30 protein-coding genes and 1 tRNA gene are annotated in these 26082 nt (G+C 72.1%); 16 read left to right on the top strand and 15 right to left on the bottom strand.

Annotated features, from left to right (window positions below; genetic code table 11):
- Window positions 1–375 precede the first annotated feature (375 nt).
- Complete coding sequence (locus ABUW04_RS06435) at window positions 376–1386, top strand: LacI family DNA-binding transcriptional regulator (protein ID WP_380563520.1); 1011 nt, start codon at window positions 376–378, stop codon at window positions 1384–1386.
- 40 nt (window positions 1387–1426) lie between these two features.
- Here ABUW04_RS06435 and ABUW04_RS06430 read toward each other — a convergent pair whose 3' ends face one another.
- The 4 genes from ABUW04_RS06430 to ABUW04_RS06415 form a co-directional block, all read right to left on the bottom strand.
- Complete coding sequence (locus ABUW04_RS06430) at window positions 1427–2194, bottom strand: spermine/spermidine synthase domain-containing protein (RefSeq protein WP_380563519.1); 768 nt, start codon at window positions 2192–2194, stop codon at window positions 1427–1429.
- A 70-nt stretch (window positions 2195–2264) separates the two neighbouring features.
- The gene (locus tag ABUW04_RS06425; protein WP_380563518.1) at window positions 2265–3494 is read right to left on the bottom strand and encodes an acyltransferase family protein; all 1230 of its coding nucleotides are present in this window, start codon (window positions 3492–3494) and stop codon (window positions 2265–2267) included.
- A gap of 95 nt (window positions 3495–3589) precedes the next feature.
- Window positions 3590–3835, bottom strand: a complete 246-nt coding sequence (locus tag ABUW04_RS06420) for a hypothetical protein (protein WP_030261114.1) — start codon at window positions 3833–3835, stop codon at window positions 3590–3592.
- Window positions 3836–3941: 106 nt separating this feature from the next.
- Window positions 3942–4874 (bottom strand): NAD-dependent epimerase/dehydratase family protein, encoded by a 933-nt coding sequence (locus ABUW04_RS06415; RefSeq protein ID WP_380563517.1) that lies wholly within the window; start codon window positions 4872–4874, stop codon window positions 3942–3944.
- Window positions 4875–5020: 146 nt separating this feature from the next.
- Here ABUW04_RS06415 and ABUW04_RS06410 point away from each other — a divergent pair, with 146 nt between their 5' ends.
- On the top strand, window positions 5021–6028 hold the full coding sequence (locus ABUW04_RS06410; protein WP_380563516.1) for a GlxA family transcriptional regulator: 1008 nt from the start codon (window positions 5021–5023) through the stop codon (window positions 6026–6028).
- On the opposite strand, the gene ABUW04_RS06405 is transcribed toward ABUW04_RS06410, so the two are convergent.
- Complete coding sequence (locus ABUW04_RS06405; protein ID WP_380563515.1) at window positions 6000–6620, bottom strand: GNAT family N-acetyltransferase; 621 nt, start codon at window positions 6618–6620, stop codon at window positions 6000–6002. The genes ABUW04_RS06410 and ABUW04_RS06405 overlap by 29 nt on opposite strands.
- A 328-nt stretch (window positions 6621–6948) precedes the next feature.
- On the opposite strand from ABUW04_RS06405, the gene rho reads away from it, so the two are divergent.
- Window positions 6949–8118 carry a transcription termination factor Rho gene (gene rho, locus ABUW04_RS06400; protein ID WP_380563514.1) on the top strand — a complete coding sequence of 390 codons (1170 nt, stop codon included), beginning with the start codon at window positions 6949–6951 and terminating at the stop codon, window positions 8116–8118.
- A gap of 94 nt (window positions 8119–8212) precedes the next feature.
- Window positions 8213–8875: a DUF1707 SHOCT-like domain-containing protein gene (locus tag ABUW04_RS06395; protein WP_380563513.1), complete on the top strand. Its 663-nt coding sequence runs from the start codon at window positions 8213–8215 to the stop codon at window positions 8873–8875.
- A 13-nt stretch (window positions 8876–8888) separates the two neighbouring features.
- Here ABUW04_RS06395 and ABUW04_RS06390 read toward each other — a convergent pair whose 3' ends face one another.
- Window positions 8889–9803, bottom strand: a complete 915-nt coding sequence (locus ABUW04_RS06390; RefSeq protein ID WP_380563512.1) for a LysR family transcriptional regulator — start codon at window positions 9801–9803, stop codon at window positions 8889–8891.
- 94 nt (window positions 9804–9897) lie between these two features.
- Between ABUW04_RS06390 and ABUW04_RS06385 the strand changes: the two genes are divergently transcribed.
- The 3 genes from ABUW04_RS06385 (at window position 9898) to ABUW04_RS06375 (ending at window position 13934) form a co-directional block, all read left to right on the top strand.
- Window positions 9898–11307 (top strand): MFS transporter, encoded by a 1410-nt coding sequence (locus ABUW04_RS06385; protein ID WP_380563511.1) that lies wholly within the window; start codon window positions 9898–9900, stop codon window positions 11305–11307.
- On the top strand, window positions 11304–12050 hold the full coding sequence (locus ABUW04_RS06380) for a tyrosine-protein phosphatase (RefSeq protein WP_380563510.1): 747 nt from the start codon (window positions 11304–11306) through the stop codon (window positions 12048–12050). The genes ABUW04_RS06385 and ABUW04_RS06380 overlap by 4 nt, the downstream gene beginning before the upstream one ends.
- Window positions 12051–12152: 102 nt before the next feature.
- The gene (locus tag ABUW04_RS06375; RefSeq protein ID WP_380563509.1) at window positions 12153–13934 is read left to right on the top strand and encodes a carbohydrate binding domain-containing protein; all 1782 of its coding nucleotides are present in this window, start codon (window positions 12153–12155) and stop codon (window positions 13932–13934) included.
- A 20-nt stretch (window positions 13935–13954) separates the two neighbouring features.
- Here the strand turns inward: ABUW04_RS06375 and ABUW04_RS06370 are convergent, their stop codons facing one another.
- Complete coding sequence (locus ABUW04_RS06370) at window positions 13955–14536, bottom strand: hypothetical protein (protein WP_380563508.1); 582 nt, start codon at window positions 14534–14536, stop codon at window positions 13955–13957.
- A 33-nt stretch (window positions 14537–14569) separates the two neighbouring features.
- Window positions 14570–14989 (bottom strand): hypothetical protein, encoded by a 420-nt coding sequence (locus ABUW04_RS06365; protein ID WP_380563507.1) that lies wholly within the window; start codon window positions 14987–14989, stop codon window positions 14570–14572.
- A 446-nt stretch (window positions 14990–15435) separates the two neighbouring features.
- Between ABUW04_RS06365 and ABUW04_RS06360 the strand changes: the two genes are divergently transcribed.
- On the top strand, window positions 15436–15675 hold the full coding sequence (locus ABUW04_RS06360) for a chaplin (RefSeq protein ID WP_030261084.1): 240 nt from the start codon (window positions 15436–15438) through the stop codon (window positions 15673–15675).
- Between the two features lie 274 nt (window positions 15676–15949).
- Window positions 15950–16276, top strand: a complete 327-nt coding sequence (locus ABUW04_RS06355; RefSeq protein WP_051726164.1) for a chaplin — start codon at window positions 15950–15952, stop codon at window positions 16274–16276.
- A gap of 55 nt (window positions 16277–16331) precedes the next feature.
- On the opposite strand, the gene ABUW04_RS06350 is transcribed toward ABUW04_RS06355, so the two are convergent.
- Window positions 16332–16402 (bottom strand) — tRNA-Cys (locus tag ABUW04_RS06350).
- Window positions 16403–16513: 111 nt separating this feature from the next.
- Here ABUW04_RS06350 and ABUW04_RS06345 point away from each other — a divergent pair.
- Window positions 16514–16780 (top strand): hypothetical protein, encoded by a 267-nt coding sequence (locus ABUW04_RS06345; RefSeq protein ID WP_030261079.1) that lies wholly within the window; start codon window positions 16514–16516, stop codon window positions 16778–16780.
- A gap of 73 nt (window positions 16781–16853) precedes the next feature.
- On the opposite strand, the gene ABUW04_RS06340 is transcribed toward ABUW04_RS06345, so the two are convergent.
- Window positions 16854–17096: a chaplin gene (locus tag ABUW04_RS06340; RefSeq protein WP_030261077.1), complete on the bottom strand. Its 243-nt coding sequence runs from the start codon at window positions 17094–17096 to the stop codon at window positions 16854–16856.
- A gap of 256 nt (window positions 17097–17352) precedes the next feature.
- On the opposite strand from ABUW04_RS06340, the gene ABUW04_RS06335 reads away from it, so the two are divergent.
- From ABUW04_RS06335 to ABUW04_RS06325, 3 genes are all read left to right on the top strand, one after another.
- Entirely contained in the window at window positions 17353–17592 is a 240-nt protein-coding gene (locus tag ABUW04_RS06335) for a chaplin (RefSeq protein WP_030261075.1), read from the top strand.
- Window positions 17593–17630: 38 nt separating this feature from the next.
- Window positions 17631–17882, top strand: a complete 252-nt coding sequence (locus tag ABUW04_RS06330; protein WP_030261074.1) for a chaplin — start codon at window positions 17631–17633, stop codon at window positions 17880–17882.
- 105 nt (window positions 17883–17987) lie between these two features.
- Complete coding sequence (locus ABUW04_RS06325; protein ID WP_051726163.1) at window positions 17988–18368, top strand: hypothetical protein; 381 nt, start codon at window positions 17988–17990, stop codon at window positions 18366–18368.
- A 109-nt stretch (window positions 18369–18477) separates the two neighbouring features.
- Here ABUW04_RS06325 and ABUW04_RS06320 read toward each other — a convergent pair whose 3' ends face one another.
- Window positions 18478–19155: a hypothetical protein gene (locus ABUW04_RS06320; protein ID WP_380563506.1), complete on the bottom strand. Its 678-nt coding sequence runs from the start codon at window positions 19153–19155 to the stop codon at window positions 18478–18480.
- Window positions 19156–19525: 370 nt separating this feature from the next.
- Here ABUW04_RS06320 and ABUW04_RS06315 point away from each other — a divergent pair, with 370 nt between their 5' ends.
- Genes ABUW04_RS06315 through ABUW04_RS06305 form a run of 3 tightly spaced genes read left to right on the top strand, consistent with a single transcriptional unit; the run spans window position 19526 to window position 20623 of the window.
- The gene (locus tag ABUW04_RS06315) at window positions 19526–19864 is read left to right on the top strand and encodes a hypothetical protein (protein WP_051726162.1); all 339 of its coding nucleotides are present in this window, start codon (window positions 19526–19528) and stop codon (window positions 19862–19864) included.
- A 38-nt stretch (window positions 19865–19902) separates the two neighbouring features.
- The gene (locus tag ABUW04_RS06310; RefSeq protein ID WP_030261064.1) at window positions 19903–20241 is read left to right on the top strand and encodes a hypothetical protein; all 339 of its coding nucleotides are present in this window, start codon (window positions 19903–19905) and stop codon (window positions 20239–20241) included.
- 43 nt (window positions 20242–20284) lie between these two features.
- Window positions 20285–20623 (top strand): hypothetical protein, encoded by a 339-nt coding sequence (locus tag ABUW04_RS06305; RefSeq protein ID WP_030261062.1) that lies wholly within the window; start codon window positions 20285–20287, stop codon window positions 20621–20623.
- 98 nt (window positions 20624–20721) lie between these two features.
- On the opposite strand, the gene hemB is transcribed toward ABUW04_RS06305, so the two are convergent.
- The 4 genes from hemB to ABUW04_RS06285 all read right to left on the bottom strand — a co-directional run bounded on the left by hemB (window position 20722) and on the right by ABUW04_RS06285 (window position 26049).
- Entirely contained in the window at window positions 20722–21705 is a 984-nt protein-coding gene (gene hemB / locus ABUW04_RS06300; protein WP_380563505.1) for a porphobilinogen synthase, read from the bottom strand.
- Between the two features lie 119 nt (window positions 21706–21824).
- Window positions 21825–23498 (bottom strand): bifunctional uroporphyrinogen-III C-methyltransferase/uroporphyrinogen-III synthase, encoded by a 1674-nt coding sequence (locus tag ABUW04_RS06295; RefSeq protein WP_030261057.1) that lies wholly within the window; start codon window positions 23496–23498, stop codon window positions 21825–21827.
- A complete protein-coding gene (hemC, locus tag ABUW04_RS06290; RefSeq protein WP_380563903.1) occupies window positions 23495–24535 on the bottom strand; it encodes a hydroxymethylbilane synthase in 1041 nt (346 codons plus the stop codon). The genes ABUW04_RS06295 and hemC overlap by 4 nt, the downstream gene beginning before the upstream one ends.
- Window positions 24536–24711: 176 nt before the next feature.
- Window positions 24712–26049 (bottom strand): glutamyl-tRNA reductase, encoded by a 1338-nt coding sequence (locus ABUW04_RS06285; RefSeq protein ID WP_380563504.1) that lies wholly within the window; start codon window positions 26047–26049, stop codon window positions 24712–24714.
- Between the last annotated feature and the right edge of the window lie 33 nt (window positions 26050–26082).

The raw sequence follows: 26082 nt of genomic DNA, 5'->3' as shown, positions 1-26082 counted from the left end.
CAATCGTGGTGGTGATCGCGAGACTTCTCCCAGAGCGCTTCATTGCACACCTCAGCTGTCATGTCGGATGGGTTCTCGCCGACCGTCCACTGCCGTGTGGGCGGGACCGGTGGGCGTGGAACCGGGCCTCGGCCCGGGGCGCGGCGTACTTTCGGCGCCGACGGACGGGACTGTAACGCAAAACTTAGAGGACATCTAGACGAAACCTCATGTGAATGATCAGGCCCCGTCGGACCGGCTGGAGCGGGCATTTCGCCCTGCTGAAGGCCACTGGGGGCCATTGTGGGCCGTTCGGGGCCGTTCATTGACGCTGCCGGTTACTTATCGTTAAAGTTTCCCCAGGAGTGTTGCGGCAGCGATGGAGGGGTCAGCGGGGTGGCAGGGCGGGTAACGATCGCGCAGGTGGCCGAGGAGGCCGGGGTATCGGCGATGACGGTGTCCAATGTGATCAGCGGCAAGCCGGGGGCCTCTGACGAGACCCGGCGGCGCGTCCTGGAAGTCGCGGCCAAGCTCGGCTACCGGCCCAACCAGGCGGCCCGCAATCTCAAGACCGGCCGCAGCGGACTGGTCGGCCTGATCGCCCTGGACCTGACCAACCAGTACGGCCTGGAGATCCTGCGCGGCGTCGCCGACGAACTCGCGGGCGCTGAACAGGAGTTGCTGGTCAACGCCTCCTACCATGACGCAGGAAGGGAGAAGGACCGGATCGAGTTCCTGGCCGGCGGCCTGGTGGACGGCCTGCTGCTGATCGCCCCCGTCCTGGAGGACGAGACGATCGAACTGCTGCGGCGACGCAAGCTGCCCTGCGTGGTCATCGACCCCCGCCGACTGGACGTGCCACTGCCCCGGATCACCGTGGACAACTACCACGGCATGCGTCAGGGCACCCAGCACCTCATCGACCTGGGCCACACCCGCATCGCCTATCTGCGCGGCGGCGAGGACCTGGAGAGCACGTCCATCCGCTTCCGGGGCTTCCAGGACGCCATGCGGCTCGCCGGTCTCGAGGTCGCCGAGGAACTGGTCGCCACCTGCGACTTCACCTACGCCAGCGGCTTCCGCACGGCCGGCCGGCTGATCTCCGAGCACCGCCCCACCGCCCTGGTCGCCGGAGCGGACCTGCTGGCGCTCGGCGCCATAGACGCCGCACGCTCCTGCGGTCTCACCGTGCCGAACGACTTCTCCTTCGTCGGCTTCGACGACCTCCCGCAGGCCGCACAGAGCTTCCCCGGCCTCACCACCGTCCGCCAGCCGCTGCATGACATGGGCCAGAAGGCCGCCCTCGCCCTGCTGTCCCTGATCGAGGGACAGAAGCTGCTCATGGAGCACATGGAACTGGGCACCGAGCTCATCATCCGCAACTCCACCGCCGCGCCGCCCGCCTGACCGGCGGCGGGCTCGGGCTGGCGATCGCCGCCGCCCTGAGCTAGCCGGGTGCCCCGGAGAGGGCGGCCGTCCTCGCGAGGTAGACGGTGTTGGCGGCCTCGCGGCCCTGCAGCGGATTGTCGAAGGTGACGACCTCCGCCCTCGCCTCAGCGAACACCTGGCCCAGCGCTGCCAGGAACTCCTGCTCCGGCGGGTCGTTGGACCAGAGCGCGAACACCCCGCCGGGGTGGAGCCCCTCGGCGAGGCGGCGCAGTCCCTCCGGCTGGTAGAGGTCGGCGTTGCCGGGGTGCAGCAGATGGCGCGGTGAGTGGTCGATGTCGACGACGATGGCGTGGAAGCGCCGGTCCGGAGCGTCCGGGTCGAGCCCTGACCGGTCCCGGACCATCGCGAAGAAGTCGCCCTGCACCAGCCGGCAGCGCGGGTCGGAACCGAGCCCGGAGGGGATCAGCTCCCGCCGGTGCCATTCGATCACCTCGGCGAGCGCATCCACCACCACCAGCGAGCGCACCGCCGGGCTCTCCAGCACGGCCTGGGCGGTGCAGCCGAGCCCGAGGCCGCCGACGACCACGTCCAGGGCGGATTCCTGAGCGGAATCCGGGGCGGTGCCGTCCGCCAGTTCGGCGAGCGCCAGCCGTCCGAGCTCCAGCTCGGCGACGGTGAACAGGCTCGACATCAGGTACTCGTCATTGAGCTTGATCTCGTAGACGTCCCGGCTCTCCCCGGCCACATCGGGGTAGCGGCGGCGACGGAGCACGAGCTCGCCCAGGTCCGTCCGGCGCCAGTCGAGCTCCTGGAAACGCACACCCACCGGTACTCCCTCGTTCGTCCTGGCCACAGCTTGGCACTGCGGCGGACGTTCCGGGCACCACCGGCGCCGATCAGCGCCGCGCCGTGCCGGCCAGCTCCTGGTGCTCGTGCCGCTCCTGCTGGGCGGCCTGCTGCTGCGGGACGGTCTCCGGGGCCGGGACGGCCTTCGCAGCCCGGGCGTGGGCCCGGTACTCGTCCAGGGCGCTGGTGATGCCGCGCTTCAGCAGCCGGGCCACCGGGCGCTCCACCAGGCGGTGCACCAGCCAGGCGAAGACCAGCATGGTGACGGCGGTCAGGCCGACCAGGGGCCACGGGGGGATGCGGTGGTGCAGCAGCCGGATCATGGTCCAGCCGATGTTCTCGTGCACCAGGTAGAACGGGTAGGTGAGCGCTCCGGCCCAGGTCAGCCACTTCCACTGGATCCGTGAGAGCAGGCCCAGCGCCACCAGCGCCATCACCGCGTAGCAGAGCACGACCAGGAGGGCGTCGGGCCAGACCGGGTAGTGGTGGTGGCCGAGCCACCAGTCGATGGAGCGCTGCCGCCCGACCGCGTAGTTGATCGAGACGATCAGGTTGACCCCGACGATCCCCCACAGCAGCAGGTTCTGGCGGAACCGGTACATCAGGTAGTAGGCCAGCCCCGCGATGAAGAAGGACGAGGCCGAGGGCATCACGACCAGGTTGAGCAGCGGCTCGTTGACGACCGGGCTCAGCAGCCCGGCGACCGTCCAGACCAGGCAGAAGGCGACGACCCGGTTGTAGGTCACGCCCTTCCAGACGACCAGGGCGAACAGCAGGTAGAACCGCAGCTCGAACCAGAGGGTCCAGTAGACCGCGTCCGAGTTGAGGTTGCCCAGGCCGGTCTGGAACATCGTCAGATTGGCGAGGACGGAGTAGTGGTCCAGCGGTTGGGCCACCATCGGCCAGACCGTGAGCACCGCCGTGGTGGCCAGGACCGCGAACCAGTAGGCCGGGTAGAGGCGGGTGACCCGGGAGGTGAAGAAGGCGCCGAGGCCCTTGCCCCAGCTGCTCATGCAGATGACGAAGCCGCTGATCAGGAAGAACAGGCAGACGCCGGTCCACAGGTAGGCGCCCAGCTGGGCCGCGTGCGGGAACACCGCGCGGATCGGCCGGCCCCAGGCGTTGTGGCTGCCGGTCGCACTGCCACCGAAGCCGACGTAGTGGTGGAACATCACCGTCAGCGCGGCGAGGATGCGCAGACCGTCCAGGACGACCAGCCGGCTCGGCCTGCTCTGTCCCGGTATGCCTGGTTCTGCGGCGTCCCGCGCGGTTCGGATCATCGGCGGAGCTTATCCTCCGCACAGGTGGCCGAAAGACTCCGGACGGCCCACCCCCAGGGTGATCCGCCTCACAGCCCCTGCTCAGGCGTCCTCGCTCAGGCGTCCTCCGAGTCGACCACCGCGAAGCCGACGCCCTTGCAGGTCCCGCAGGGTGCTCCGGCCGACACACCGTCGCCGTGGCACTCACCGCACAGCCCGTCGTGCCACAGCGTTCCGTCGAGCGCCAGATGGGGCCCGGGGTAGTGCGTGTCCGGCAGCACGCACTCGGCCTGCGTGAGCGCGTGCCGCCGCAGGCACAGGTCCTGTCCGGGACGCCGCCATCCACTGTCCGCTTCAGCCATGTCGCCGCTCCTGCCACCCGCCGCTGGGTCCGTCTCTTCCCCAGCTTGGCAGGGGGGTCTGACAACGGGGGTCCGACCATGGCGCGAACGATCAGGTCAGGTCAGGTCAGGTGCGGTCCGACCCGTCGAGCCCGTCGGCCGTGGCGAGCAGGACCTGGTTCAGCGGCGTGGCGGTGAGGCCGAGGGCGCGCTCGGTCCCGGTCGAGTCCAGGATGTGCGGGTTCTCGGTGGCGTACAGCATCTCGACCAGCTCGCCGAGGATCGGGGAGTCCGCGGCGAGCCCGGCCAGGGCCTCCCGGTCCAGGCGCTCCAGGTGCGGCTCCGGTGCGCCGGTCAGCTCGGCGAACCGCCGCGTGAGCTCGCCGACCGGGATGTTGGCGGTGGCCGGGGCGTGCCAGGCCCGGCCCCAGGAGCGGTCGTCGCGGGCCGCCGCGACCAGCGTGCGGGCCACGTCCTGGACGTCCGACCAGCACTGCGGTACATCGAGGCGACCCGGGTAGGTGGCGACCTCGCCGGCCAGCACCTGCCGGGCGATGCCCAGCGTGAAGGTGCTCACCGCACCCCGGCCGAGGAAGGCCGCGGCCCGCACCTCGGTGGCCCGCACCCGCCCGGCCTCGGTCGCGGCCAGGGCGTCCAGCCACATCTGCGCGCGGGCCCGGCCCTTGGCCGAGACCGGCGCCATCGGCAGGTCCTCGGTGATCGGCCCGTCCACATGGCCGTAGCCGTAGAGGTTGCCGAGCATGACGTAGCCGACCCCGGTCCGTTCCACCGCCGCCAGCAGCGAGGCCGCGAACGGCGGCACCTCGGCGACCCAGCGGTCGTAGGCCGGGATGGCGCAGTTGATCAGCGTCTCGGCGCCGGTGGCCAGTTCGGCCAGCAGACCGCTGTCGCCGGCGTCCGCCGCCACCCGCTCGACCAGCGGGTGGTCGGCGCCGCCGCCGCGCCGGGAGACCTGGGTCACGAACACGCCCTCCTCGGCGAGCAGCAGTGCGGTGGCCCGGGCGGTGGCACCGGCTCCGACGACGACATGACGGGACATGAGAGCTCCAGACAAGGGTGGGCGCAGCGGGAATGGGCCCGGCTCCGAGGGGAGTTGCTGCTCGGAGCGGGCCGCGCTTCCAGCCTGCGGCCGCCGCCCGGTCGGCGACCACCGGCGAAAACGACCGAGAACCGGAGGATCCGGCCATGCACCGCGTCGCCGTCCTGGCCGTACCCCCGGCCACCACCTTCGACCTGTCCATCCCCGAACTGGTCTTCGGCTCGGCCCTGGTGAACGGTGCCCCCGCCTACGAGGTACGGGTCGGCGCCCCCGACCCCGGACTGGTCGAGGCCTACGGCGGCCTGCAGGTCTCGGTCCGGCACGGGCTGGAGGTGGTGGACGGCGCCGACACCGTGATCGTCACCGGCACCGGCGCCCGCAGCGAGGCCGACCCCCGGGTGCTGGCGGCCCTGCGCCGGGCCGCGGCCGCCGGCAGCCGGATCGCGTCCATCTGCACCGGGGCCTTCGTCCTCGCCCAGGCCGGGCTGCTCGACGGGCACCGGGCCACCACCTACTGGCCGTTCTCGGCCGAGCTGGCGCAGCGCTTCCCGGCCGTGGACGTGGTCGGCGACGTGCTCTTCGTCGACGACGGCGCGGTGCTCACCTCGGCCGGGCTCGCGGCCGGGATGGACCTGTGCCTGCACCTGGTGCGGTCCGACCACGGCGCGGCGGTGGCAGCCGCAGTGGCCCGGCTCGCGGTGGTCTCGCCGGCCCGGTACGGCGACCAGGCCCAGGTGGCCGCAGAGCCGCCGTCCGCAGCCGGCGCGTTCTCGCTCGCCGGGACCCGGGCCTGGGCGCTCGGCCGGCTCGACCAGCCGCTCGCGCTGGTCGACCTGGCCGCCCACGCCCACACCAGCGTCCGCACCCTCACCCGCAGGTTCCAGGCCGAGACCGGGCTGACGCCGCTCCAGTGGCTGCTGGACCAGCGCGTGGACCGGGCCCGGGAGCTGCTGGAACTCACCGACCTCCCGGTGGAACGGGTCGCCGAGCGCAGCGGCCTGGGCAGTGCGGACTCGCTGCGGCACCATCTGTCGCGCCGGGTCCGGCTCACCCCCACCGCCTACCGCCGCCGCTACTCCGGCCCGTCGCCGGGGACGGGAACGGGAACGACGCCGGGGACGGGGCTCAGTGCGTCGAGTGCCCCAGGTAGCTGAGCGGTCCGGGGTCGGCGACCGGGATCTCGTGGAAGCCCAGGCGGTCGTAGAAGGCCCTGGCCGCGGTGTTGGCGGTGACCATGCCCAGGTGCACCGCGGGCACTCCGGCCGAGCGGAGCGCGCCGAAGAGCGCGTCCATCAGCTCGCGGCCGTGGCCCATCCGCTGGTGGCTCGGCAGCAGGTCGATGTGCAGGTGCGCCGGGTACCGCTCCAGCTCCGCCACCAGCATCCGCTCCGGACGGTGCATCAGACCCACCATCACCTCGGTCGGCGTCGACGGCTCCCGGTCCGGCTCCGGCTCCGGGTAGCGCTCCAGCAGGGTCGGCAGCCACTCGGTGCGGTAGCGCTTGACGAAGGTCGCGGTGTCGGCGGTGCCGACGACATAGCCGACGGCCCGCTCGCCGTCGTCCACGACGAAGGCCAACTCCGGCTCCAGGACCGCGTAGGGCGCGGCGAAGATGCTCGGCATCAGCTCCGGATCGGGGTAGATGTGCCGGGAGTCGCCGCCGTCGTGGGCGGTCCGCACGCAGATGTCGTACAGGGCGTCGCGGTCTTGCGGCCGGTACGGACGGACCGTTGCTCGCAGAGTCATAGCCCTGATGGTGGGCCACTGAGAGCGCTCTCACAAGTGCCTGGGACGCGGCGCTCCACCGATCGCCCCTTCCCACGGCGGCCGAATGCTGTTAACGTGGTCTCAGTACGTGAGATCCGCCGTTCTGGGCGCCCGTACTTCTTCGCACCACCGACTGCCCTCTGACGCAGCCCGTCTTTCTGTGACCGGTTTCCAGACGCAGTCCCCGCTCCACCTTCACTCACTTGCACCGCAGGCCGCGCCGCCGTACTTCCGGCGATGTCCAGCTGACACCTGCCGACACCTGCTGCCGCCTGCCTCGCCCTGTCCGCGAGAGGACACCCCCATCATGACCACCATCCTTGAACCCCCGAAAAAAACCACCGAACCATCGGAAACACCCGTCACCACCGTCACCGCCGGGGTCTTCGACCTCGCCACCGGCCGCAACGCCACCGGCGGGGTGCTGCGCACCAGCGGCTACCTGCCGGGGCCGGACGACGTACGGATCACCGCACAGCAGATCCGCCGCTACGGCCTGCGCCGCGGTGACCTGGTCGAGACGGCCGCCGGGACCATCGTCCGCGTCAACGGCCGGGCGCCCGAACTGACGCTCAAACGGCCGCACTTCGCTGACCTCACCCCGGTCCATCCGCATCAGCGGCTGCGGCTGGAGACCGGTCCGACCGGCCTCACCGCGCGGATGATCGACCTGCTGGCGCCCATCGGCAAGGGCCAGCGCGGGTTGATCGTCGCCCCGCCCAAGGCCGGCAAGACCGCTGTGCTGCAGGCCGTCGCCGACTCCGTGGCCCGCAACCACCCCGAGTGCCGGCTCATGGTGCTGCTGCTGGACGAGCGCCCCGAAGAGGTCACCGACATGCGCCGGTCCGTCCGCGGCGAGGTGCTGGCCTCCACCTTCGACCAGCCCGCCAAGGAGCACACGGCCCTGGCCGAGCTCGCCGTCGAACGGGCGAAGCGCCTGGTCGAGGCCGGCGAGGACGTCGTCCTGCTGCTCGACTCGATCACCCGGCTGTGCCGGGCCCACAACACCACCGCCACCGCCGGCAGCGGCCGCACCCTCAGCGGCGGCGTGGACGCGAGCGCCCTGCTGGCCCCCAAGAAGCTCTTCGGCGCGGCCCGCAGCATCGAGGGCGGCGGATCGCTGACCATCATCGCCACCGCCCTGGTGGAGACCGGATCCCGGGCCGACGACTACTACTTCGAGGAGCTGAAGAGCACCGGCAACATGGAGCTCCGCCTCGACCGCACCCTCGCCTCGCACCGGGTCTTCCCCGCCATCAGCCCCGCCCCCAGCGGCACCCGTCGCGAGGAACTGCTCACCACCCCGGACGAGTTGGACGCGATGCGGCGGCTGCGCCGGGCCCTGCAGACCCAGGGACCGCAGCAGGCCGTCGAGCTGCTGCTGGAGCGGCTGCGGGACTCCTCCGGCAACGCCGAGTTCCTGACCCGGATCCGGAGCACCACCCCCGAGCCCGGCCGCGGCACCACCGCACGCTGATCCCGCGGGCCGTCGCCCGCGCCCAGGCCCGCCCCCAGGCCCACCCCCACGCGTGCTCTCGTCAGGCGGCGGGACAGCCGATAGGATACGCGATATGTCGCGAGATCCGATCACAGATGATCACCGCCCCGATGACCGCCACACTTTCCGCGCCTCGCACGAGGACCGCGACGAGATCGTCGAGCAGTTGCGGGTCGCCGCCGGTGACGGACGGCTGACCGCCGAGGAGCTGGACGAGCGGCTCGGGTCCGCCCTGGAGGCGCGCACCTACGGGGAGCTGGCCGTCCTGGTGCGGGACCTGCCGACCGGCGCCGCGCCGCTGCCTGCGGCCCCCGTCCCGGTCCCGGACGCCAAGGACCTGATCCGGCTCCAGGCCCGGCACTCCAACCTGCAGCGGATGGGCCCCTGGATCGTGCCGCGCCGGCTGGAGGTCGAGGTCCGCAGCGGCAATCTGGTGCTGGACTTCACCCAGGCCGCGATCAGCTCACCCGTACTGGACGTGGAGATCTTCGTGCGCCACGGCAACGTCCGGCTGATCGTCCCGCCCGAGGTGGTGGTGCAGCTCGACAGCGTCGAACTGCACGGCGGCAACATGCAGCAGCGCACGGCCACTCCGGAACCCGGCACGCCGGTACGGCTGCTGGTGACCGTCTCCGGCCAGGTGCAGCACGGGAACGTGCTGGTGCAGAGCCCGCACGTGGGCTTCCGCGAGCGGCGCCGGCGCCGCCTGCTGCAGCGGAAGGCACTGGCCGAGTGACCGGTCCGCGAGATCAGACCGACGGTAGCGCCGACGGCCGGGCCGACGGTAGCGCCGACGCCGCGTAGAGCACCTCCCGCAGCCCGGGGACGGCCTCGCGGTCGCCGCGCCAGACCAGCCGCATCGACAGCGCCTGCACCGGCAGGTCCAGCCGGACCAGGCTGCCCGCCTCCAGCGCGGCCCGCACCGCGAACTCGGGCAGCAGCGCGATGCCCAGGCCCTGCTCCGCGCAGGCCCGGGTCAGTGCGACTCCCCCGGCGCGCACCCGGTCCACGTCGGCCCCGAGCAGCCGCTCGCCGGCCATCCAGAACGAGCAGGCCGGCGTGGTCACATAGAGCCGCTCGCCGGCCAGGTCGGACCTGGTCAGCCCGGCGACCCCGGCCAGCGGATGGGACGGTCCGGCGACCAGCACCAGCGGCACCGGCTCCAGATCGACGAAGTCCAGCCGGACCGGCGGCAGCCGGAACCCCAGCTCACCCAGCGGACCCTCGGTGTCCAGCAGCAGCGCGGCCTCCAGCGTTCCGGAGGCGACCTCGGACAGCAGTTGGTCCCGCGACGCGTCCGAGCGGATCTCCACCCGGAGTTCGGGGCAGCGGTCCGCGAGCCGGGCCAGCATGCCGGGCACATGGGTGGCCGCGATGGTCTCCAGCGCACCGATCCGCAGCGGCGCCCGGGCGGCGACCACCTCGGCACGGGCCAGTTCGGCCTGGTCCAGCAGCCGCCGCGACCAGACCAGCATCCGGTCGCCGGCCGGGGTGAGCGTCATCCCCCGGGGCGCCCGGTCGAACAGCGCCACCCCCAACGACCGTTCCAGCGACCGGATCTGCTCGGAGACGGACGAGGGCGCCAGCCCCAACGCCGCCGCCGCGTCGGTGACCGTACGGTGGTTGACCACCGCCTCGAAGGTACGCAGCTGCCGCAGTTCCATGGGCGGGCCAACCCGGCCGGGCGTTCGGATATTCCGAACGCAGCGTCAGGCGGAGCCGGTGGAGCGGCCCGGGCGCCGACGCGACATTGGCGGCATGACCTCCTCGCTCACCCCGGCCGTCCGGACGCCGGCGGCCGGCACGTCCCCGCCGGGCCGCCGCCGGGCCCTGCTCGGCATCTCCACCGCGTACTTCATGGTGCTCATCGACACCACCGTGCTGTCCGTGGCCGAACCCGATCTGGCCCGCTCGCTGGGCAGTTCGACCGCCGGGCTGCAGTGGGCGTTCACCGGCTACACCGTGGTCCTCGCCGCCCTGCTGCTCTCCGGCGGCGCGATCAGCGACCGCTTCGGCGCGCACCGCGCCCTCCGGATCGGCGTCGCGGTGTTCGGCCTCGGCTCGCTGCTCAGCGCCTTCGCCCCGAACCTGTGGACGCTGGTGCTGCTGCGCGGGGTGCTCGGCGCCGCCGCCGCGGCAACCGTGCCGGCCACCCTCTCGATCATCACCAGGCTCTACCCGGTGCCCGCCGAGCGGGCCAGGGCCGTCTCCGTCTGGGCCGCGATCAGCGGCAGCGCGATGGCCTGCGGCCCGCTGCTCGGCGGGCTGCTGGTCGACCTGGACGGCTGGCGGGCGGTCTTCCTGATCAACGTCCCGCTGGCGGCGCTCACCCTGGTGCTCACCGCCGGCCCGCTGGTCCGCGGCCCGCGCGGGCGGACCCCGATCGACTGGCCGGCCCAGCTCGCGGCCTGCGCGACGCTGGGGCTGCTGACGGACGCCCTGATCGCGCTCGGCTCGGGATCGCTGCTGCACGCGGCCTGCTCCGGCGCCGGGGCCGTCGCCCTGGGAGCGCTGCTGTTCCGGCTGGAGCGCCGCAGCGCCGCCCCGGTGGTGTCCGCCGCACTGCTCCGGGCGCCGGGGATACCCGGGCTGCTGCTGGCCGGCGCCGCGGTGACCTTCGCGATGACCGGCATGATCTTCGTCCTGCCGCTGCTGCTGCAACAGCAGTGGCGGCTCAGCCCGCTGACCACCGGTCTGGCCTTCCTCCCGATGTCCCTGCCGCCCTCGGTGAACCCGCTGCTCACCGGCAGGATCGTGGCCCGGATCGGCCCGGCCAAACCGGTGCTGGGCGGGCTCCTGCTGCTGGTCGCCGGCAGCCTGGCCTTCGGCGCCGCCGTCCTCGCCGGGGCACCGTACGCCGGGCTGACGGTGGGTCTGCTCTGCTGCGGCTTCGGCGTCTCCTTCGCCCTCCCCGCCCTGGTCGCGGCGGTGGTGACGACCGCTCCCGAGGGAACCGCCGGGGCGGCCGGCGGGCTGCTCAGCTCGATCCGCCAGGTCGGGGCGACGATCGGAGTCGCCGCCATGGGCGCCTTCGTGACGGTGGGTCAGAGCGGGGCACGGTCCTCGGCCCGGCCGCTGGCCTGGGCGGAGCTGATCCCGGCGGCGGCCTGCGCACTGTCGGCCCTGCTGGTGGCCCGCCACCGCAAGGTCACTAGCCTGGGCCGATGACGACGAGACATATCGCGTTCGACCGGCTGTACAACTTCCGCGACCTGGGCGGCTACGCCGCGGCGGACGGCCGTACGGTGCGCTGGGGACGGCTCTACCGCTCCGACTCGCTCGGCAAGCTCACCCCGGGCGGCGCCGACCACCGGCGCTTCCTCGCCCTCGGCGTGCGCACGGTGATCGACCTGCGCTACCCGTGGGAGATCGAGCGGGCCGGCCGGGTCCCCGAGCAGCCCGGCCTGGAGTACCACAACCTCAGCATCGAGCACCGCCCGTACGACCAGGCCGCGATCGACCCGGACGTCGACCCCTGGCGCCACCTCGCCGACCGCTACGCCGAGGTCGCCGAGGACGGGGTGAAGGAGATCCGCCAGGCCCTGGACCTGATCGCGGCCGCAAATCGGCCCGACGGCGGCCCGCTGGTGTTCCACTGCGCCTCCGGCAAGGACCGCACCGGCCTGATCGCCGCCCTGGTGCTCATCCTGCTGGGCGTCGGCGAGGACGACGTCCTCGCCGACTTCGCCCGCACCGAGCTGGCCACCGACCGGCTGCTCGCCGACTACCGCGCCGCCCACCCGGACCGCGACCGGATCTGGCCCGGCTACGGCCGCGCCCCGGCCGCGGTCATGCGCCACGTGCTGGACGACCTCGGCGCGGCCTACGGCTCCGTGTCCGGCTACGCGACCGAACGGCTGGGCGTGGAACCCGAGTTGGTGGACGCGCTGCGGGCCGGACTACTGGAGTGACCAAATAACTGGAAAGAGTGTTGACAGTTTATTGGTCTAGTCCAAAGATGTCAGTGTCCAGCCAGAGGTCTCCACCAGTCACACCCCCACAGGAGAGCCCGCATGAGACGCACGACATCACCGTCCAGCCCGCTCCGCTCCCTGCTCACCGGCCTGGTCGCGGTCGCCGCCGCGGCGACCGGCGCCCTGGCCGGGGGAGCCGGCACCGCGCACGCGGCGACCGGGACCCCACTCCCGGCGCATGTGTTCGCGCCCTACTTCGAGGCGTACAACGGCGACAGTCTCACCTCGCTGTCCAGCCAGTCCGGCGCCAACTACCTCTCCATGGCCTTCATCCAGACCGCCAGCAAGGGCTCCTGCACCCCGGACTGGAACGGGGTCAGCAGCACGCCCATCGCGGCCGCCAACTTCGGCAGCGACATCAGCGCCATCCAGGCCAAGGGCGGCAATGTGATCCCCTCGTTCGGCGGCTACACCGCCGACGACACCGGGACCGAGATCGCCGACAGCTGCACCGACGTCAACGCCATCGCCGCGGCCTACGAGAGCGTCATCACCACCTACAACGTCACCCGGATCGACCTCGACACCGAGGACAACTCGCTCACCAACACCGCCGGGATCGACCGCCGCAACAAGGCGATCGCCCTGGTCAACGCCTGGGCCGCGAGCAACGGCCGGACCGTGCAGTTCTCCTACACGCTGCCGACCACCACCAGCGGACTGGCCGCCAGCGGCCTCGCCGTGCTCCAGAACGCGGTGCAGAACAACGCCCGCGTGGACGTCGCCAACATCATGACCTTCGACTACTACGACGGCGCCACCCACGAGATGGGCAACGACGCCGAGAGCGCCGCCACCGGGCTGTACAACCAGCTCGCCTCGCTCTACCCGAGCAAGACCTCGGCGCAGCTCTGGGGCATGATCGGGATCACCCTGATGCCCGGCATCGACGACTACGGAGCGGCCGAGACCACCACGGTCGCCGACGCCAAGGCGGTGGAGAGCTGGGCCGCCGGCAAGGGGCTGGCCAGCCTGTCCTTCTGGGCGCTGCAGCGGGACAACGGCGGCTGCGTCGGCACCGGCGGCTCCGACTCCTGCTCCGGGATCTCCCAGGGCACCTGGGACTTCAGCCATGCGCTGGAGCCCTTCACCAGCGGCGGCAGCACCGTCCCGACCAATGACTTCTCGGTCGGCGTCGCCCCCGGCTCCGGCACGGTCGCCGAAGGGGCCTCCACCACGGCGACGGTGAGCACCGCCGTCACCTCAGGCAGCGCGCAGTCGGTCAGCCTCAGCACCAGCGGGGCACCGAGCGGGGTCACCGCCAGCGTCAGCCCGACCTCGGTCACCGCCGGCGGCTCGGCCACGCTCACCCTGACCGCCTCGGCGACCGCGCCCGCGGGCACCTACCCGATCACGGTCACCGGCAGCGCGGCCTCCGGCAGCCACACCGCGACCTACTCGCTCACGGTCACCGGCACCGGCGGGGGCGGCGGGGGCTCCGGCTCCCTGGTGAACGGGAACTTCGAGACCGGCAGCCTCAGCCCGTGGACCTGCCAGGCCGGCGGCGCCGTGGTCGGCTCCCCGGTCCACGCCGGCAGCCACGCGCTGCAGGTCGTGCCGACCTCCTCGCAGACCGGCCAGTGCGGCCAGACGCTGACCCTCGCCGCCAACCACAGCTACACGCTGAGCGGTTGGGTCCAGGGCAGCTACGCCTACCTGGGCGTCAGCGGCGGCGCCACCGCCAGCACCTGGGCCAGCGGCACCGGCTGGACCAAGCTGACGGTGCCGTTCACCACCGGCGCCAGCGGCACCGTCACCGTGTACGTCCACGGCTGGTACGCCCAGGGCAACGTCTACGCGGACGACCTGTCGGTCAGCTGACAGCAGTCAGCCCGTAGCGGTCAGCCCGTAGCGGTGGTCCGCACCGGAACGTCGAGGTTCACCGTGCCGGCGATGCCGAACATCAGCATCACCGGCACGGTGCCCCCGGCCTTCTGCTCCGCCGCCCTGACCGCCGGCACGGCGCTCGACGGCAGCACGATCGAGGGGTCCTTCACATCGGTGGGGGCCCCGAAGGCGGTGCTGCTCCCGGAGTCCAGCCGGATCCCGGCCGTGGACAGCAGCCCCTCGGCGGCCGGCCCCCCGTTCAGCTGCGCCTGGCCGCCCTCCACGGTCACCAGCCCGAGGTGCTCGGTGACCGGCCCCTTGTTGGCCACGGTGAACTGCAGGCTCGCCTTCCCCGACGCCGGGTCCAGCCGGACCGTGGCCCCGGTCAGCGCCAGGTCCACGTTGCGCGCCTCGACGCTGTACGACACCCCGTCCGGACCGCTGCTCAGGGTGGTCTGCGCCGACCCCGGCGCCGCCCGCTGGACCCCGTCCGACCCGTCGGCCGAGCAGCCGGCCAGCAGGCCCGCCGACAGCACGGCGGCCAGCGCGCCGGCGGCGGGCAGAAGGCTGCGGGGGGATCTCCGTGGGTATCGCATCCCGCCAGTATGGTCCCCCGTCCCGGACCGCCCTCAGCGGGCCCCGGCGGGCGCGGGGGCGACCAGACCGTGCTCCTCGGCGGCGTTCCACTGGCTCTTGCCGGTCGGGAACCAGCGGCCCCCGCTCTCCCGGACCATTCCGTACTTCAGCAGGCCGTTGACGTGCCTGCCGATGGTCTGCGGCTGGTAGCCGACGGTCGCGCTGATCTCCTCGACGGTGGCACCGCCGCGGTCCGACTCCAGCAGATGCCGCCAGGTGCGGGCCGCCGGCAGCCCGAGGCCGCCGTCCCGGACGGCGGTCTGGAACAGCGGTCCGACGCCTTCCTCCACGACGGGCGCCGTCGCCGCCGCGCTGTCGGCCCGCTGCACCCGCACCGGGCCGGAGGCGGCACCGACCGGACGCGGCCTGCGGTTGACCGTGCGGTGCCTGCGCCCCTTCTGGGATTTGCTCATGGTTCTTCCCTGCTCCTGAATTGCTCGGCTGCATTCCGATAATCGGCCGGGCTCGGACCGGGCGGCGTCACCAGCCGACCGGTCCGCGCGGGACGAGGCTCCGGGCATTCCGGTGCCGAACAGCCTTCCTGCCCAGGGCCGGAACTGCCGTACCGGTAGCGAGGAGGAATCGCCGCCGATAGCACAGTCCCAGCGCCATGGAGCACCCACCGTCACCTGTTGTGTTCAACGACCCTGGAAAGAACAGGAAACGGTTGGTACCGGAACAGGCCACCCGGAGCGTCCCGCTTCGGTCATCCGGCCCTGAAAATGGCACGCGTTCGGGTGAAGGGCCGATCTGACCGTTGCGGTCCGGCGGGCTGAGGCGTTGGACCGACTGACGTTCTCTCAAGGACTTCGTGTCAGCCACGCTCACTTCGAGCATTTACCAGAAAGGACTCACGTCCATGAACACCAAGCGCAGCATGTTCGTCGCCGCCGCCGCAGTCAGCATGATCGCCGCTGGTGCCGGTGCCGCCTCGGCCAGCAGCACCGCCGCCGGCGCTGCGACCAACTCCCCCGGCGTGCTCTCGGGCAACAACATCGCCGTGCCGGTGCACGTGCCGGTGAACGTCTGCGGCGACACCGTCGACGTGATCGGCGCGCTGAACCCGGCCTTCGGCAACACCTGCCACAACATCGGCTGATCTGAGCATCGGTCGAACCTGCCGCAGCGCCGGGTGATCTGAGGTCCCTGCCCTCACGGATCCCACCCGGCCGGGCGCGGGCGAGAGACGGGCCCTCCCGGGTGGAGAGCCCGTCTCTCGCCGTTCCCGCGCCATTGGCCCAGACGTGTGAATGCGCCGTGTCGCACCCGCCGGTCGAGCGGACCGCGCCGAAGTATCACCTGTAGGAGAACATCCGGGGTGGGCGCTGAAGAGAATCCACCACGGATGTTCCGTCACTCTGAAGGAGATCCGCATGGGTTCGATTCGCAAGGCCGCACTGCTCGTCGGCGCCACCGGCGCCCTGCTGTTCGGAGCCACCGGTGTGGCCAGTGCCGACAGCAACGCCTATGGTGCCGCCTACAACTCCCCGGGCGTCCTGTCCGGCAATGTCGTCCAGATTCCGGTCGATATTCCGATCAACGTCTGCGGCAACTCGATCAATGTCATCGGCCTGCTCAACCCGGCGTTCGGGAACAGCTGCAGCAACGGCGGCGACGAGGGCAGCACGGCGAACGAGTGGCACGCCACCCACTGGGGCCACCCCGTCATCTGGAAGCACGAGAAGGACGACTGCAACTAGCAGTCCCCGAACGGGCCCGCCGCGTTCTCGCGGCGGGCCCGTTCCTCGTCCACGGAGGTGGAGACAGGATTCGAACCTGTCTGTACGGCGTTGCGTGCCGCAGCCTAACCTCTCGGCCACTCCACCGGAATTCGCTGACACTCTATCGCCCCGGGCCGCTCACGGGCGGCAGTGAACCACCGTTGATTTCGGCGCAATTCCCGGTGACCGGCGGGGTCTTCGTGCGTTAAGCAGAGCATGACCAAGAACAGAATTCTCCTCATCACCGCCGCTGCCGCGTCGATCGTGGCGGCCGCGGCCCCCGCCGCCCAGGCCATGGAGTCGTCCGCGCCGGCCGCAGTGACCGGACTCGCCGGAAAGGCCGCCGGAGCCGCCGTACTGAGGGCCATGCCGCTCGCCTTCGGCGCCGTCGGGCAAGGGCTCGGGCAGAAGATCGACGATGTCCAGGGAACGGTGAACGCCGGCAAGACCGCGGTCGCGGACGTCAACGACCTCGTGGGCTGACCACCAGGACCACCAGGAAGCGGCCGTCCACTCCGGGAGTGGACGGCCGCCCGTGCAAAGAGCTGTGCCGGCGTCAGCCCGCGTTGGTCGCCCCGTTGCCGAAGGCCGGGTTGAGCAGGCCGATCACATTGGCGCTGATGCCCGAGACGTTGACCGGGACGTGGACCGGAACCTGAACGTTGTTGCCGGAGCCGACACCCGGAGAGCAGTCAGCGTCACCGGCCGAGTGCGAGCTGGCGAAAGCGGCACCGGCGCCACCCGTGATGACACCGGCGGCAGCGACGGTGACCAGGGCACCCTTGACAGCATTCTTCATTACTACTCCATTTATCAGTCTGCATCGGCCGGGCCGTACAGAACACGGAACACACGGCGGAACGGCCGGGCGCGCACAACAGTTTCGGCGCGGTCGCGGAATTCACCCGGAAGAAGCAGTCGCCGCCGCGCCGCCACCCGAAGGGCCCTTTCCGCTACAAGAGTGGTTGTCCCGCACTACGCGCATCCACAGGGCTTCCGGACTCGTTCGCCCGTTGTCCGATCCGCAGAGGACGGCAGAACACAAAGGATTCTCGATGCGCAACGTGATGAAGACCGTGGCCCTCTCCGCCGCCGCCGTCGGTCTGGCCCTGTCCGGCGCCGGTGTTGCGGCCGCCGACGCCGGAGCCATGGGAACGGCCTCCAACTCCCCCGGCTTCCTGTCCGGCAACCTGATCCAGGTTCCGGTGCACGTCCCGGTCAACGTCTGCGGCGTCAGCGCCAACCTGATCGGCCTGCTGAACCCGGCGTTCGGCAACACCTGCGTCAACAGCTGACCCGCTTCCGGCTTCCACCTCACTTCAGGAAGAAGAACATGCAGAACATCAAGAAGGCCGCCGTGCTCACGGTCGCCGCTTTCGGCACCGTTCTCGCCGGCGCCTCCGCCGCCTCCGCCGACGCCACCGCCACCGGTGTCGCCAGCCACTCCCCGGGCGTGCTGTCCGGCAACCTGGTCCAGGTCCCGGTGCACATCCCGGTCAACGTCTGCGGCGACACCGTCAACGTGATCGGCCTGCTGAACCCGGCGTTCGGCAACACCTGCGTCAACGCGCCCGACAACTGCTGAGACCTTCTCCCGGCAGCTGACCGTGCCCCCTCGAGCGGAACGCCTCGGGGGGGCACCGCTGCCTGCGCCGCACGGAACCGGACCCACGGAATCGGAGCCTTTCCCATGGCAGTAGCACGGATCCTCGCCCTGGCGACCGGGACCACCCTGGTCCTCGGCGCCATGGCGGTCCAGCCCACGATCTGCTCGGCGGCCGACAGGGGCACCACCGCCCCCACGATGGCCCTCCAGGAGCCCCAGGTCGTCCCCGCGCTGGGCGGCCTCACCGGGGCCACCGGCCACGCCGTCACCCCGGTCAAGGACCTGCGCCTGGACCCGATGGCGGCGTCCTCGGCCGACCCGCTGTCCAACGCGGTCGCGCTGGAGCCCGACGGCCCCAAGGACCAGCCGGTCTCCACCACCCTGCTCACCCAGCCGCTCAGCCAGGGCGGCGGCCTCGGCTCGCTGCCCGTGGTGGGAACGGCCGCACACCTGCTCCCGGGCTGACCGGGACGGACGCGCGGACGGACGCGCCGGACCAACGCGCCGGACCAACGCGAGGGGCCCGAGATCCCTGGGCGGGATCTCGGGCCCCTGTTCGCTGCCGAGCGCCGACTCAGTCGGAGAGTTCCTGCGCGGTCGCCTTCGCGGTGCTGAGGAAGTCGGCGACGGTGCGGTCCAGCGGGCGGTGGGTGGACCGCTGGTCCAGGGTGAGGAACGCCGCCGGGTCGCTCGCCAGCTGAGGGCTGGTCAACTGCGGCTGCAGCCTGGTCAGGTCGATCTGCTCCTGCTCGGGAGCGCCGGCCGGCACCGTCCCGGGCCGCGGCACGTTGCCGGACCAGGTCAGCGGCGCGCCCAGCGAGGCCGCCGAACCGACCGCCTTGACCGGTGCCTTGGGCAGCGCCAGATCGATGCCGTTCGGCTTGACGGATCCGTTGCCGGCCGCGGCCGGTGCGGTCAGGTGCAGGTCCGGGCTCTCGTCGGCGGCCTGCAGCGCGGGCACCAGCGGCTGCGGCAGCAGCGAGTGCTCGTCCCGCGGGGCGCCCTGGGCCGGACCCTGGAGCGGCAGGCCGGGCAGCGAGCCCTGGACCGCGGTGGTCGACGCGGCACCCGTCAGCGGGGTCAGACCCGACCCGAGCGGAACATCGAAGGGGACCCGGGTTCCTGCTGCCGCCGCCTCCGCCGCCCCGGCCTGATCCGGCGTCATGGAGGCTGCCGAGGCGACCTGTGCGCCTCCGGCCACCCCGGCACACGCCAGCAGGGCGACCACCGACACGCGTGGGCTGAATTTCATTCTTTTCTCGCTTCCTTTACTCCCGGACCGTTCCGCACCCTGACCCAACGAGCGAGGAAACAAGACACTGCCGGGTGTCACCTGTATGCCGCAGCGAAACCTCCGCGGAATGAGCGGAACGGGTGAATCCGGCAATCGGTCGACGGAGAAGGTAACCACTCGGCGACAGGGTCGTTACCCCTGGTGAGCCCGTGCTCAGCGGGGCATGCGCAGTGTCGGCCAGTGCCGGTTCAGCGGTCCGAACCCCGGCTCCGGGTTGGATTTCGCTCTTGTTCCTCGCGCACCATCCATGCGACTGAATCACGTTCGCATCAGGTTGACCGCGCTCGCTCCTGTTCGTACTCAGACTCACCGACCGAAGGAATCGCTCATGCTGAAGAAGGCCCTCGCCGCCGCGGGTATCGCCGCCGCCGCCATCGCCGCGACCGCCGGCCCCGCCTCCGCCATCGGCGACGCCGACGGCACCGCCACCGCCATGCAGGGCGCCGGCGGCACCAACGTCACCGGCACCTGGGGCGACCACAGCCCCAACTTCCACTTCCTGGACAACCCGAACATCTGCCTGCCCGAGGTCCACCACGTCCAGGTCGGCCTCATCCCGGTCCAGGTCGACGTCCCGGTCGCCAACCAGCAGTCGCACCAGACCTGCAACGTCGGCCAGGGCACCCAGAGCGTCGGCGACGGTCCCGCGTCGCACCTCATCGGCTGACCGACCTTCAGGCACCACTCTTCGACAGGAGAACCACCATGCTCAAGAAGACCCTCGGCACCGCCGGCTTCGCCGTGGCCGCCCTGGCGATGGCCACCGGCTCCGCCGCCGCCATCGGTGACTCGGACGGCGCCGCCACCGCCATGCAGGGCCCCGGCGGCACCAACGTCACCGGCACCTGGGGCGACCACAGCCCCAACTTCCACTTCCTGGACAACCCGAACATCTGCCTGCCGGAGATCCACCACGTCCAGGTCGGCCTCATCCCGGTCCAGGCCGACGTGCCGGTCCTGAACCAGCAGGGCCACCAGACCTGCAACGTCGGCCAGGCGGCCCAGAGCGACGGCGACGCCCCGCTCTCCCACCTCATCGGCTGACCAGCCCCGCCCCCAACCCTCTCCCACCCGAAGGAGCAACACCGTGCTGAAGAAGACGCTCGCGACCGCAGGTCTCGTTCTCTCCGCAACCGCCATGGCGATGTCCCCGGCCGCGGCTCTGGGCAACAGCGACGGCTCCGCCACCGCCATGCAGGGCGCGGGCGGCACCGACGTCACCGGCACCTGGGGCAGCCACAGCCCGGCGTTCCACACCCTGGACAACCCGAACATCTGCCTGCCCGAGGTCCACCACGTCCAGGCCGGTCTCATCCCGGTCCAGGTCGACGTGCCGGTCCTGAACCAGCAGCAGCACCAGATCTGCAACGTCGGCCAGGCCACCCAGAGCGACGGCGACGCCCCGCTCTCGCACCTGATCGGCTGAGGCCGGCTTCCAGAAGCCAGGCGTAGGGGTCCGAGTCGGCCGGGGCAGGCGAATCCATCGCCGCCCCGGCCGACTGCTGTTCCCCGGCGCCGATTCGCTCAGTCGCGCAGCATCCGGGCCGCCTCGACGGCCCAGTAGGTGAGCACCTGGTTGGCCCCGGCCCGGCGGATCGAGGTCAGCGTCTCCATGATCGCCCGCTCCCGGTCGATCCAGCCGTTGGCGGCCGCGGCCTCGACCATCGAGTACTCGCCGGAGACCTGGTAGGCGGCCACCGGCACCGGGCTCACCTCGGCGACCTGCCACAGCACGTCCAGGTACGACATGGCCGGCTTGACCATCACCAGGTCGGCGCCCTCGGCCAGGTCCAGCTCCAGCTCGCGCAGCGACTCGCGGGCATTGGCCGGGTCCTGCTGGTAGCTCTTGCGGTCCCCCTTCAACGAGGACCCGACGGCCTCCCGGAACGGGCCGTAGAAGGCCGAGGCGTACTTGGCGGTGTAGGCCAGCACGGACACGTCCTGGTGCCCAGACCCGTCCAACGCCTCACGCACGACCGCGATCTGACCGTCCATCATCCCGGACGGGCCGACCATGTGGACGCCCGCGTCGGCCTGCACCACGGCCATCTCGGCGTAGCGCTCCAGCGTCGCGTCGTTGTCCACCGAACCGTCCGCGGCGAGCACCCCGCAGTGGCCGTGGTCGGTGTACTCGTCCAGGCACAGGTCGGACATGATCACGACCTGGTCGCCGACCTCGGCGACGACGTCCCTGATGGCCTGCTGCAGGATCCCGTCCGGGTTGGTGCCCTCGGACCCGACCGCGTCCTGCACCGCCGGCACACCGAACAGCATCAGCCCGCCGACACCGGCCTCGGCCGCCTCCACGGCGGCCTTCCGCAGGGTGTCCCTGGTGTGCTGCACCACACCGGGCATCGCATTGATCGGCACCGGCGCGGTGACGCCCTCCCGGACGAACAACGGCAGGATCAGCTCCGCGGGGTGCAGCCGCGTCTCAGCGACCAGCCGCCGAACGGCGGGGGTCGTCCGCAGTCGCCGCGGCCTGACCACCGGAATCTGAACGCCCATCACACACTCCTAGAAGTAGCTGCAACCACCCAGGGGCGCGGGGAACTGCGCTGCCAACCCACTACGAAGGTGCATGGTTGGCAGCGCAGTTCCCCGCGCCCCTCAAGACAAAAACAACGCTAGCGCGCCTTCCGGCGGGAGCCGGGTCGCCTTTCGGAGGGGCGGTAGACCTGCTCCCCCGCCTGCATCGCCGCGTCGCGGCGGGCCGCGCCGAAGTCCGCCAGGGCTTCGGCGAGTGCTGCGACCGACGGGGCCGGCGCCAGCACGTCCACCCGGAGCCCGTGCTCCTCCGCGGTCTTGGCCGTGGCCGGACCGATACAGGCGATCACGGTCACGTTGTGCGGCTTGCCCGCGATGCCGACCAGGTTCCGCACCGTCGACGACGAGGTGAAGATCACCGCGTCGAACCCGCCGCCCTTGATCGCCTCCCGGGTCTCGGCCGGCGGCGGCGAGGCCCGCACCGTCCGATAGGCCGTCACGTCGTCGACCTCCCAGCCCAGTTCGACCAGTCCGGCGACCAGGGTCTCGGTGGCGATGTCGGCCCGCGGCAGCAGCACCCGGTCGATCGGGTCGAACACCGGGTCGTAGACCGGCCAGTCCTCCAGCAGTCCGGCCGCGGACTGCTCCCCGCTGGGCACCAGGTCCGGCTTGACGCCGAAGTCCACCAGGGCCTGCGAGGTGGTCTCGCCGACCGCGGCGACCTTGATCCCGGCGAAGGCGCGGGCGTCGAGCCCGTACTCCTCGAACTTCTCCCGGACCGCCTTGACCGCGTTCACCGAGGTGAAGGCGATCCACTCGTAACGCCCGGTCACCAGGCCCTTGATGGCCCGCTCCATCTGCTGCGGGGTGCGCGGCGGCTCGACCGCGATGGTCGGCACCTCCGACGGCACCGCGCCGTACGAGCGCAACTGCTCGGACAGCGCTCCGGCCTGGTCCTTGGTGCGCGGGACCAGCACGTTCCAGCCGAACAGCGGCTTGGTCTCGAACCAGGACAGCGTGGCCCGGCTGTTCACCTGCTCACCGACGACGGCTATGACGCTGCTGACCGGGTCCACCGGCGCCGAGACCGGCGAGGGCAGCACCCGGGCCGCCTTCAACTCGGCGGCCACCGTGGCCAGCGTGGCGATGTAGGTGCGCTGCCGGGTGGTGGTGCCCTCCAGGGTCACCGAGACCGGGGTGTCCGGCTTGCGGCCGGAGGCGACCAGCGCGGTGGCCGAGCCGGGCAGCGCGTTCAGCCGGGTGCGAACGACCAAGGTCGCGTCGCAGCCGCCGAGGTTGGACCAGTCGTAGGCCTCGGGCACGCAGTGCGAGGCGTCCACGAAGCGGACGTCCGCGCCGCCGCCCGCCGCGCCGCCGCGCAGCGGCACACCCGCGTAGGCCGGAACGCCCACCGACTGGGCCACTCCGGGCACCACCTGGAACGGGATGCCCGCCTGCGCGCAGGCCAGCATCTCCTCGGCGGCCCGGCCGTCCAGGCCGGGGTCGCCGTCCACGGTGCGCACCACGTGCCTGCCGGACAGCACCGCCGGGAAGAGCCGCGCCAGCGGGCCCCCCTCGGGGACGTCGAAGCCGTCCGCCGACGGGTGGGCGTCGTGCAGCTCCACCCCGTCCGGGCAGTGGCTCCGTACGGTCGCGGCCGTGAGCGGGTCGGTGACCAGGACGTCGGCCGCCGCCAGCACCTCGACGGCGCGCAGCGTCAGCAGGCCCGGGTCGCCGGGGCCCGCGCCGAGGAAGGTGATCTGGCCGGCCGGGCGCCGACCCGCCTGGTCTGCTGCATTCGGAGTGGGGCTCACAGGGCTCGCTCCCCCATCAGGCCGGCCGCGCCCCCGGCGAGCATCCGTGCCGCCAGCTCGCGGCCCAGGGCCGCCGCTGTCTGCTCGGACGCCACCGCGGACCCGAAGGCGCCGGTAACGGACAACTGCACGACGGACGTACCGTCAACTGTGCCGACGAGCGCCCGGAGGAGCAGTTCGTCGGCGGATTCGGCTCCGGCCGCACCGGCGGTGCCACGCTGCACCTCGGCGAGGGCCCCGACCGGGGCGGAGCAGCCCGCTTCCAGCGCGGCCAGCAGCGCGCGCTCGGCCGCGACGGCGGCCCGGGTGGGCGCGTGGTCCAGTACGGCCAGTGCGGCGACCAGGTCGGGACGGTCGGCGCGGCACTCGATCGCCAGCGCCCCCTGTCCGGGCGCCGGCAGCATCAGCGTGCTGTCGAGGATCTGGGTGGCCTCGCCGAGCCGACCGAGCCGGTTCAGCCCGGCGGCGGCGAGGACGACGGCGTCGAGCTCCCCGGAGTGGACGTAGCCGATCCGGGTGTCGACATTGCCGCGGATCGGCACGGTCTCGATCCGCGCGCCGACCTCCGCCGCCCAGGCGTTGAGCTGGGCGGTCCGGCGCGGCGAGCCGGTGCCGATCCTGGCGGGGGCGTCGACGCACTTGGCGGCCAGCTCGTCCAGGCTGAGCCCGTCCCTGGCGACCAGCGCGTCCCTGGGGTCCTCGCGCAGCGGCACGGCGGCCAGTGCCAGGCCCTCCGGGGCGGCGGTGGGCAGGTCCTTCAGCGAGTGCACCGCGAAGTCGATGGTGCCGGCGAGCAGCGCGTCGCGCAGCGCCGAGACGAAGACGCCGGTGCCGCCGATCTGCGCCAGCAGCTCGCGGGAGGTGTCACCGTGGGTGGTGATCTCCACCAGCTCGACCCGGCGCCCGGTGGAGCGGGCGACCGCCTCGGCGACCATGCCCGACTGGGCCGTCGCCAGCGCGCTGCGGCGGGTGCCGAGGCGCAGCGGCGGACCGTCGGCCGCCGGGGCGGCGGTTGCGGTAGTGGGTTGGACAGTCATGGCATGGTCGTCCCGGTCGTGCTCGTTGCGGTTGTTTCCGGCGGTGGTGGCGACGGTGGTGGCGGCACCCCCGCCGAGGGGGCGTTCCGGGGTCACTGCTAGCGTGCTGGGCAGGACTCCGGACGTACTCTTACCTGCGGCCGACGGGCGTGCGCCGCCCGGCTGCTGACGCTCCGTCATGCCGAGTCACCGCCCACGGCCGCCTGCAGCGGCACCCGGGCGGGTGCGCCCGCGACGGCCTGGACCGCGGCCGGGTCGAGGTCGAACAGCTCGCGCAGCGCCTCGGCGTAGGAGGCTCCGCCGGGTTCCCCGGCGAGCTGCTTGACCCGCACGGTCGGCGAGTGCAGCAGCTTGTCCACGACCCGCCGGACGGTCTGGGCGATCTCGGCCCGGGCCCGGCCGTCGAGTTCGGGCAGCCGGCCGTCCAGCCGCTCCAGCTCGGAGCCGACCACCTCGGAGGCCATCGCCCGGAGCGCCACCACGGTCGGGGTGATCGCCGCCGCGCGCTGGGCCGCGCCGAAGGCGTCGACCTCGGCGCCGACGATGCGGCGGGCCGCGTCCACGTCCAGCGCGCCGGCCGCGGTGCTCTGCGCGGCCTCGGCCAGGGTCTCCAGGTCCACCAGGTGGACCCCGTCGATCCGGTGTGCCTCCGCGGAGACGTCCCGCGGCAGCGCCAGGTCCAGCAGCGCCAACGGCGTCCGCGCCGACCTCTTCGCGGCGGCGGCCGCGATCTCCTCGGCTCCGAGGACGATTCCGGCCGCCCCGGTACAGGAGATCACCAGGTCCGCCTCGGCCATCGCGGCCGGTACGTCACCGAAGGCGACAGTACGGGCACCCAGTGTCGCGGCCAGCCGCTCGGCCCGTTCGGGCGTGCGATTGGCGATGACCAGTTCGGTGACACCGGCGCGGGCCAGCGTCGCCGCCGCCAGCGAGCTCATCGACCCGGCACCGACCACCAGCGCGCGCAGCCCCGCGACCGGTCCGGACACCTCGGCGATCCGCTCCAGGCCGAAGGTGACCAGGGACTGGCCGGCCTTGTCGATGTCGGTCTCGCTGTGTGCCCGCTTGCCCACCCGCAGTGCCTGCTGGAACAGCTCGTTGAGGCCGCGCCCGGCGGTGTGCTGGTCCTGCGCCAGCGACAGCGCGTCGCGCAGCTGGCCGAGGATCTGCCCCTCGCCGACCACCATCGAGTCCAGCCCGCACGCCACCGAGAACAGATGGTGCACGGCGCGGTCCTCGTAGTGGACGTAGAGGTGCGTGGTGAGCTCCTCCAGGTCGACCCCGCTGTGCTCGGCCAGCAGCACGGACAGGTCGGCGACGCCGGCGTGGAACTTGTCCACGTCCGCGTACAGCTCGATCCGGTTGCAGGTGGCGACCAGCGCCGCCTCACCGACCGGCACGGCCGCGGCGGCGGCGTGCAGCAGCCGCTGCGGGGCGTCCCCGGTGAGCGAGGCCCGCTCCAGCAGCCCGACCGGCGCCGTGCGATGGCTGAGGCCCAGTACCAGCAGGCTCATACCACTGCCTCCCCTCGCGAATAGGCACAGCTT

It is taken from the genome of Streptacidiphilus jeojiensis, from assembly GCF_042510965.1.
Lineage (GTDB): Bacteria > Actinomycetota > Actinomycetes > Streptomycetales > Streptomycetaceae > Streptacidiphilus > Streptacidiphilus jeojiensis.
Note: the sequence above shows the minus strand (reverse complement) of the source record. Positions and strands in the feature narration are given on the sequence as shown.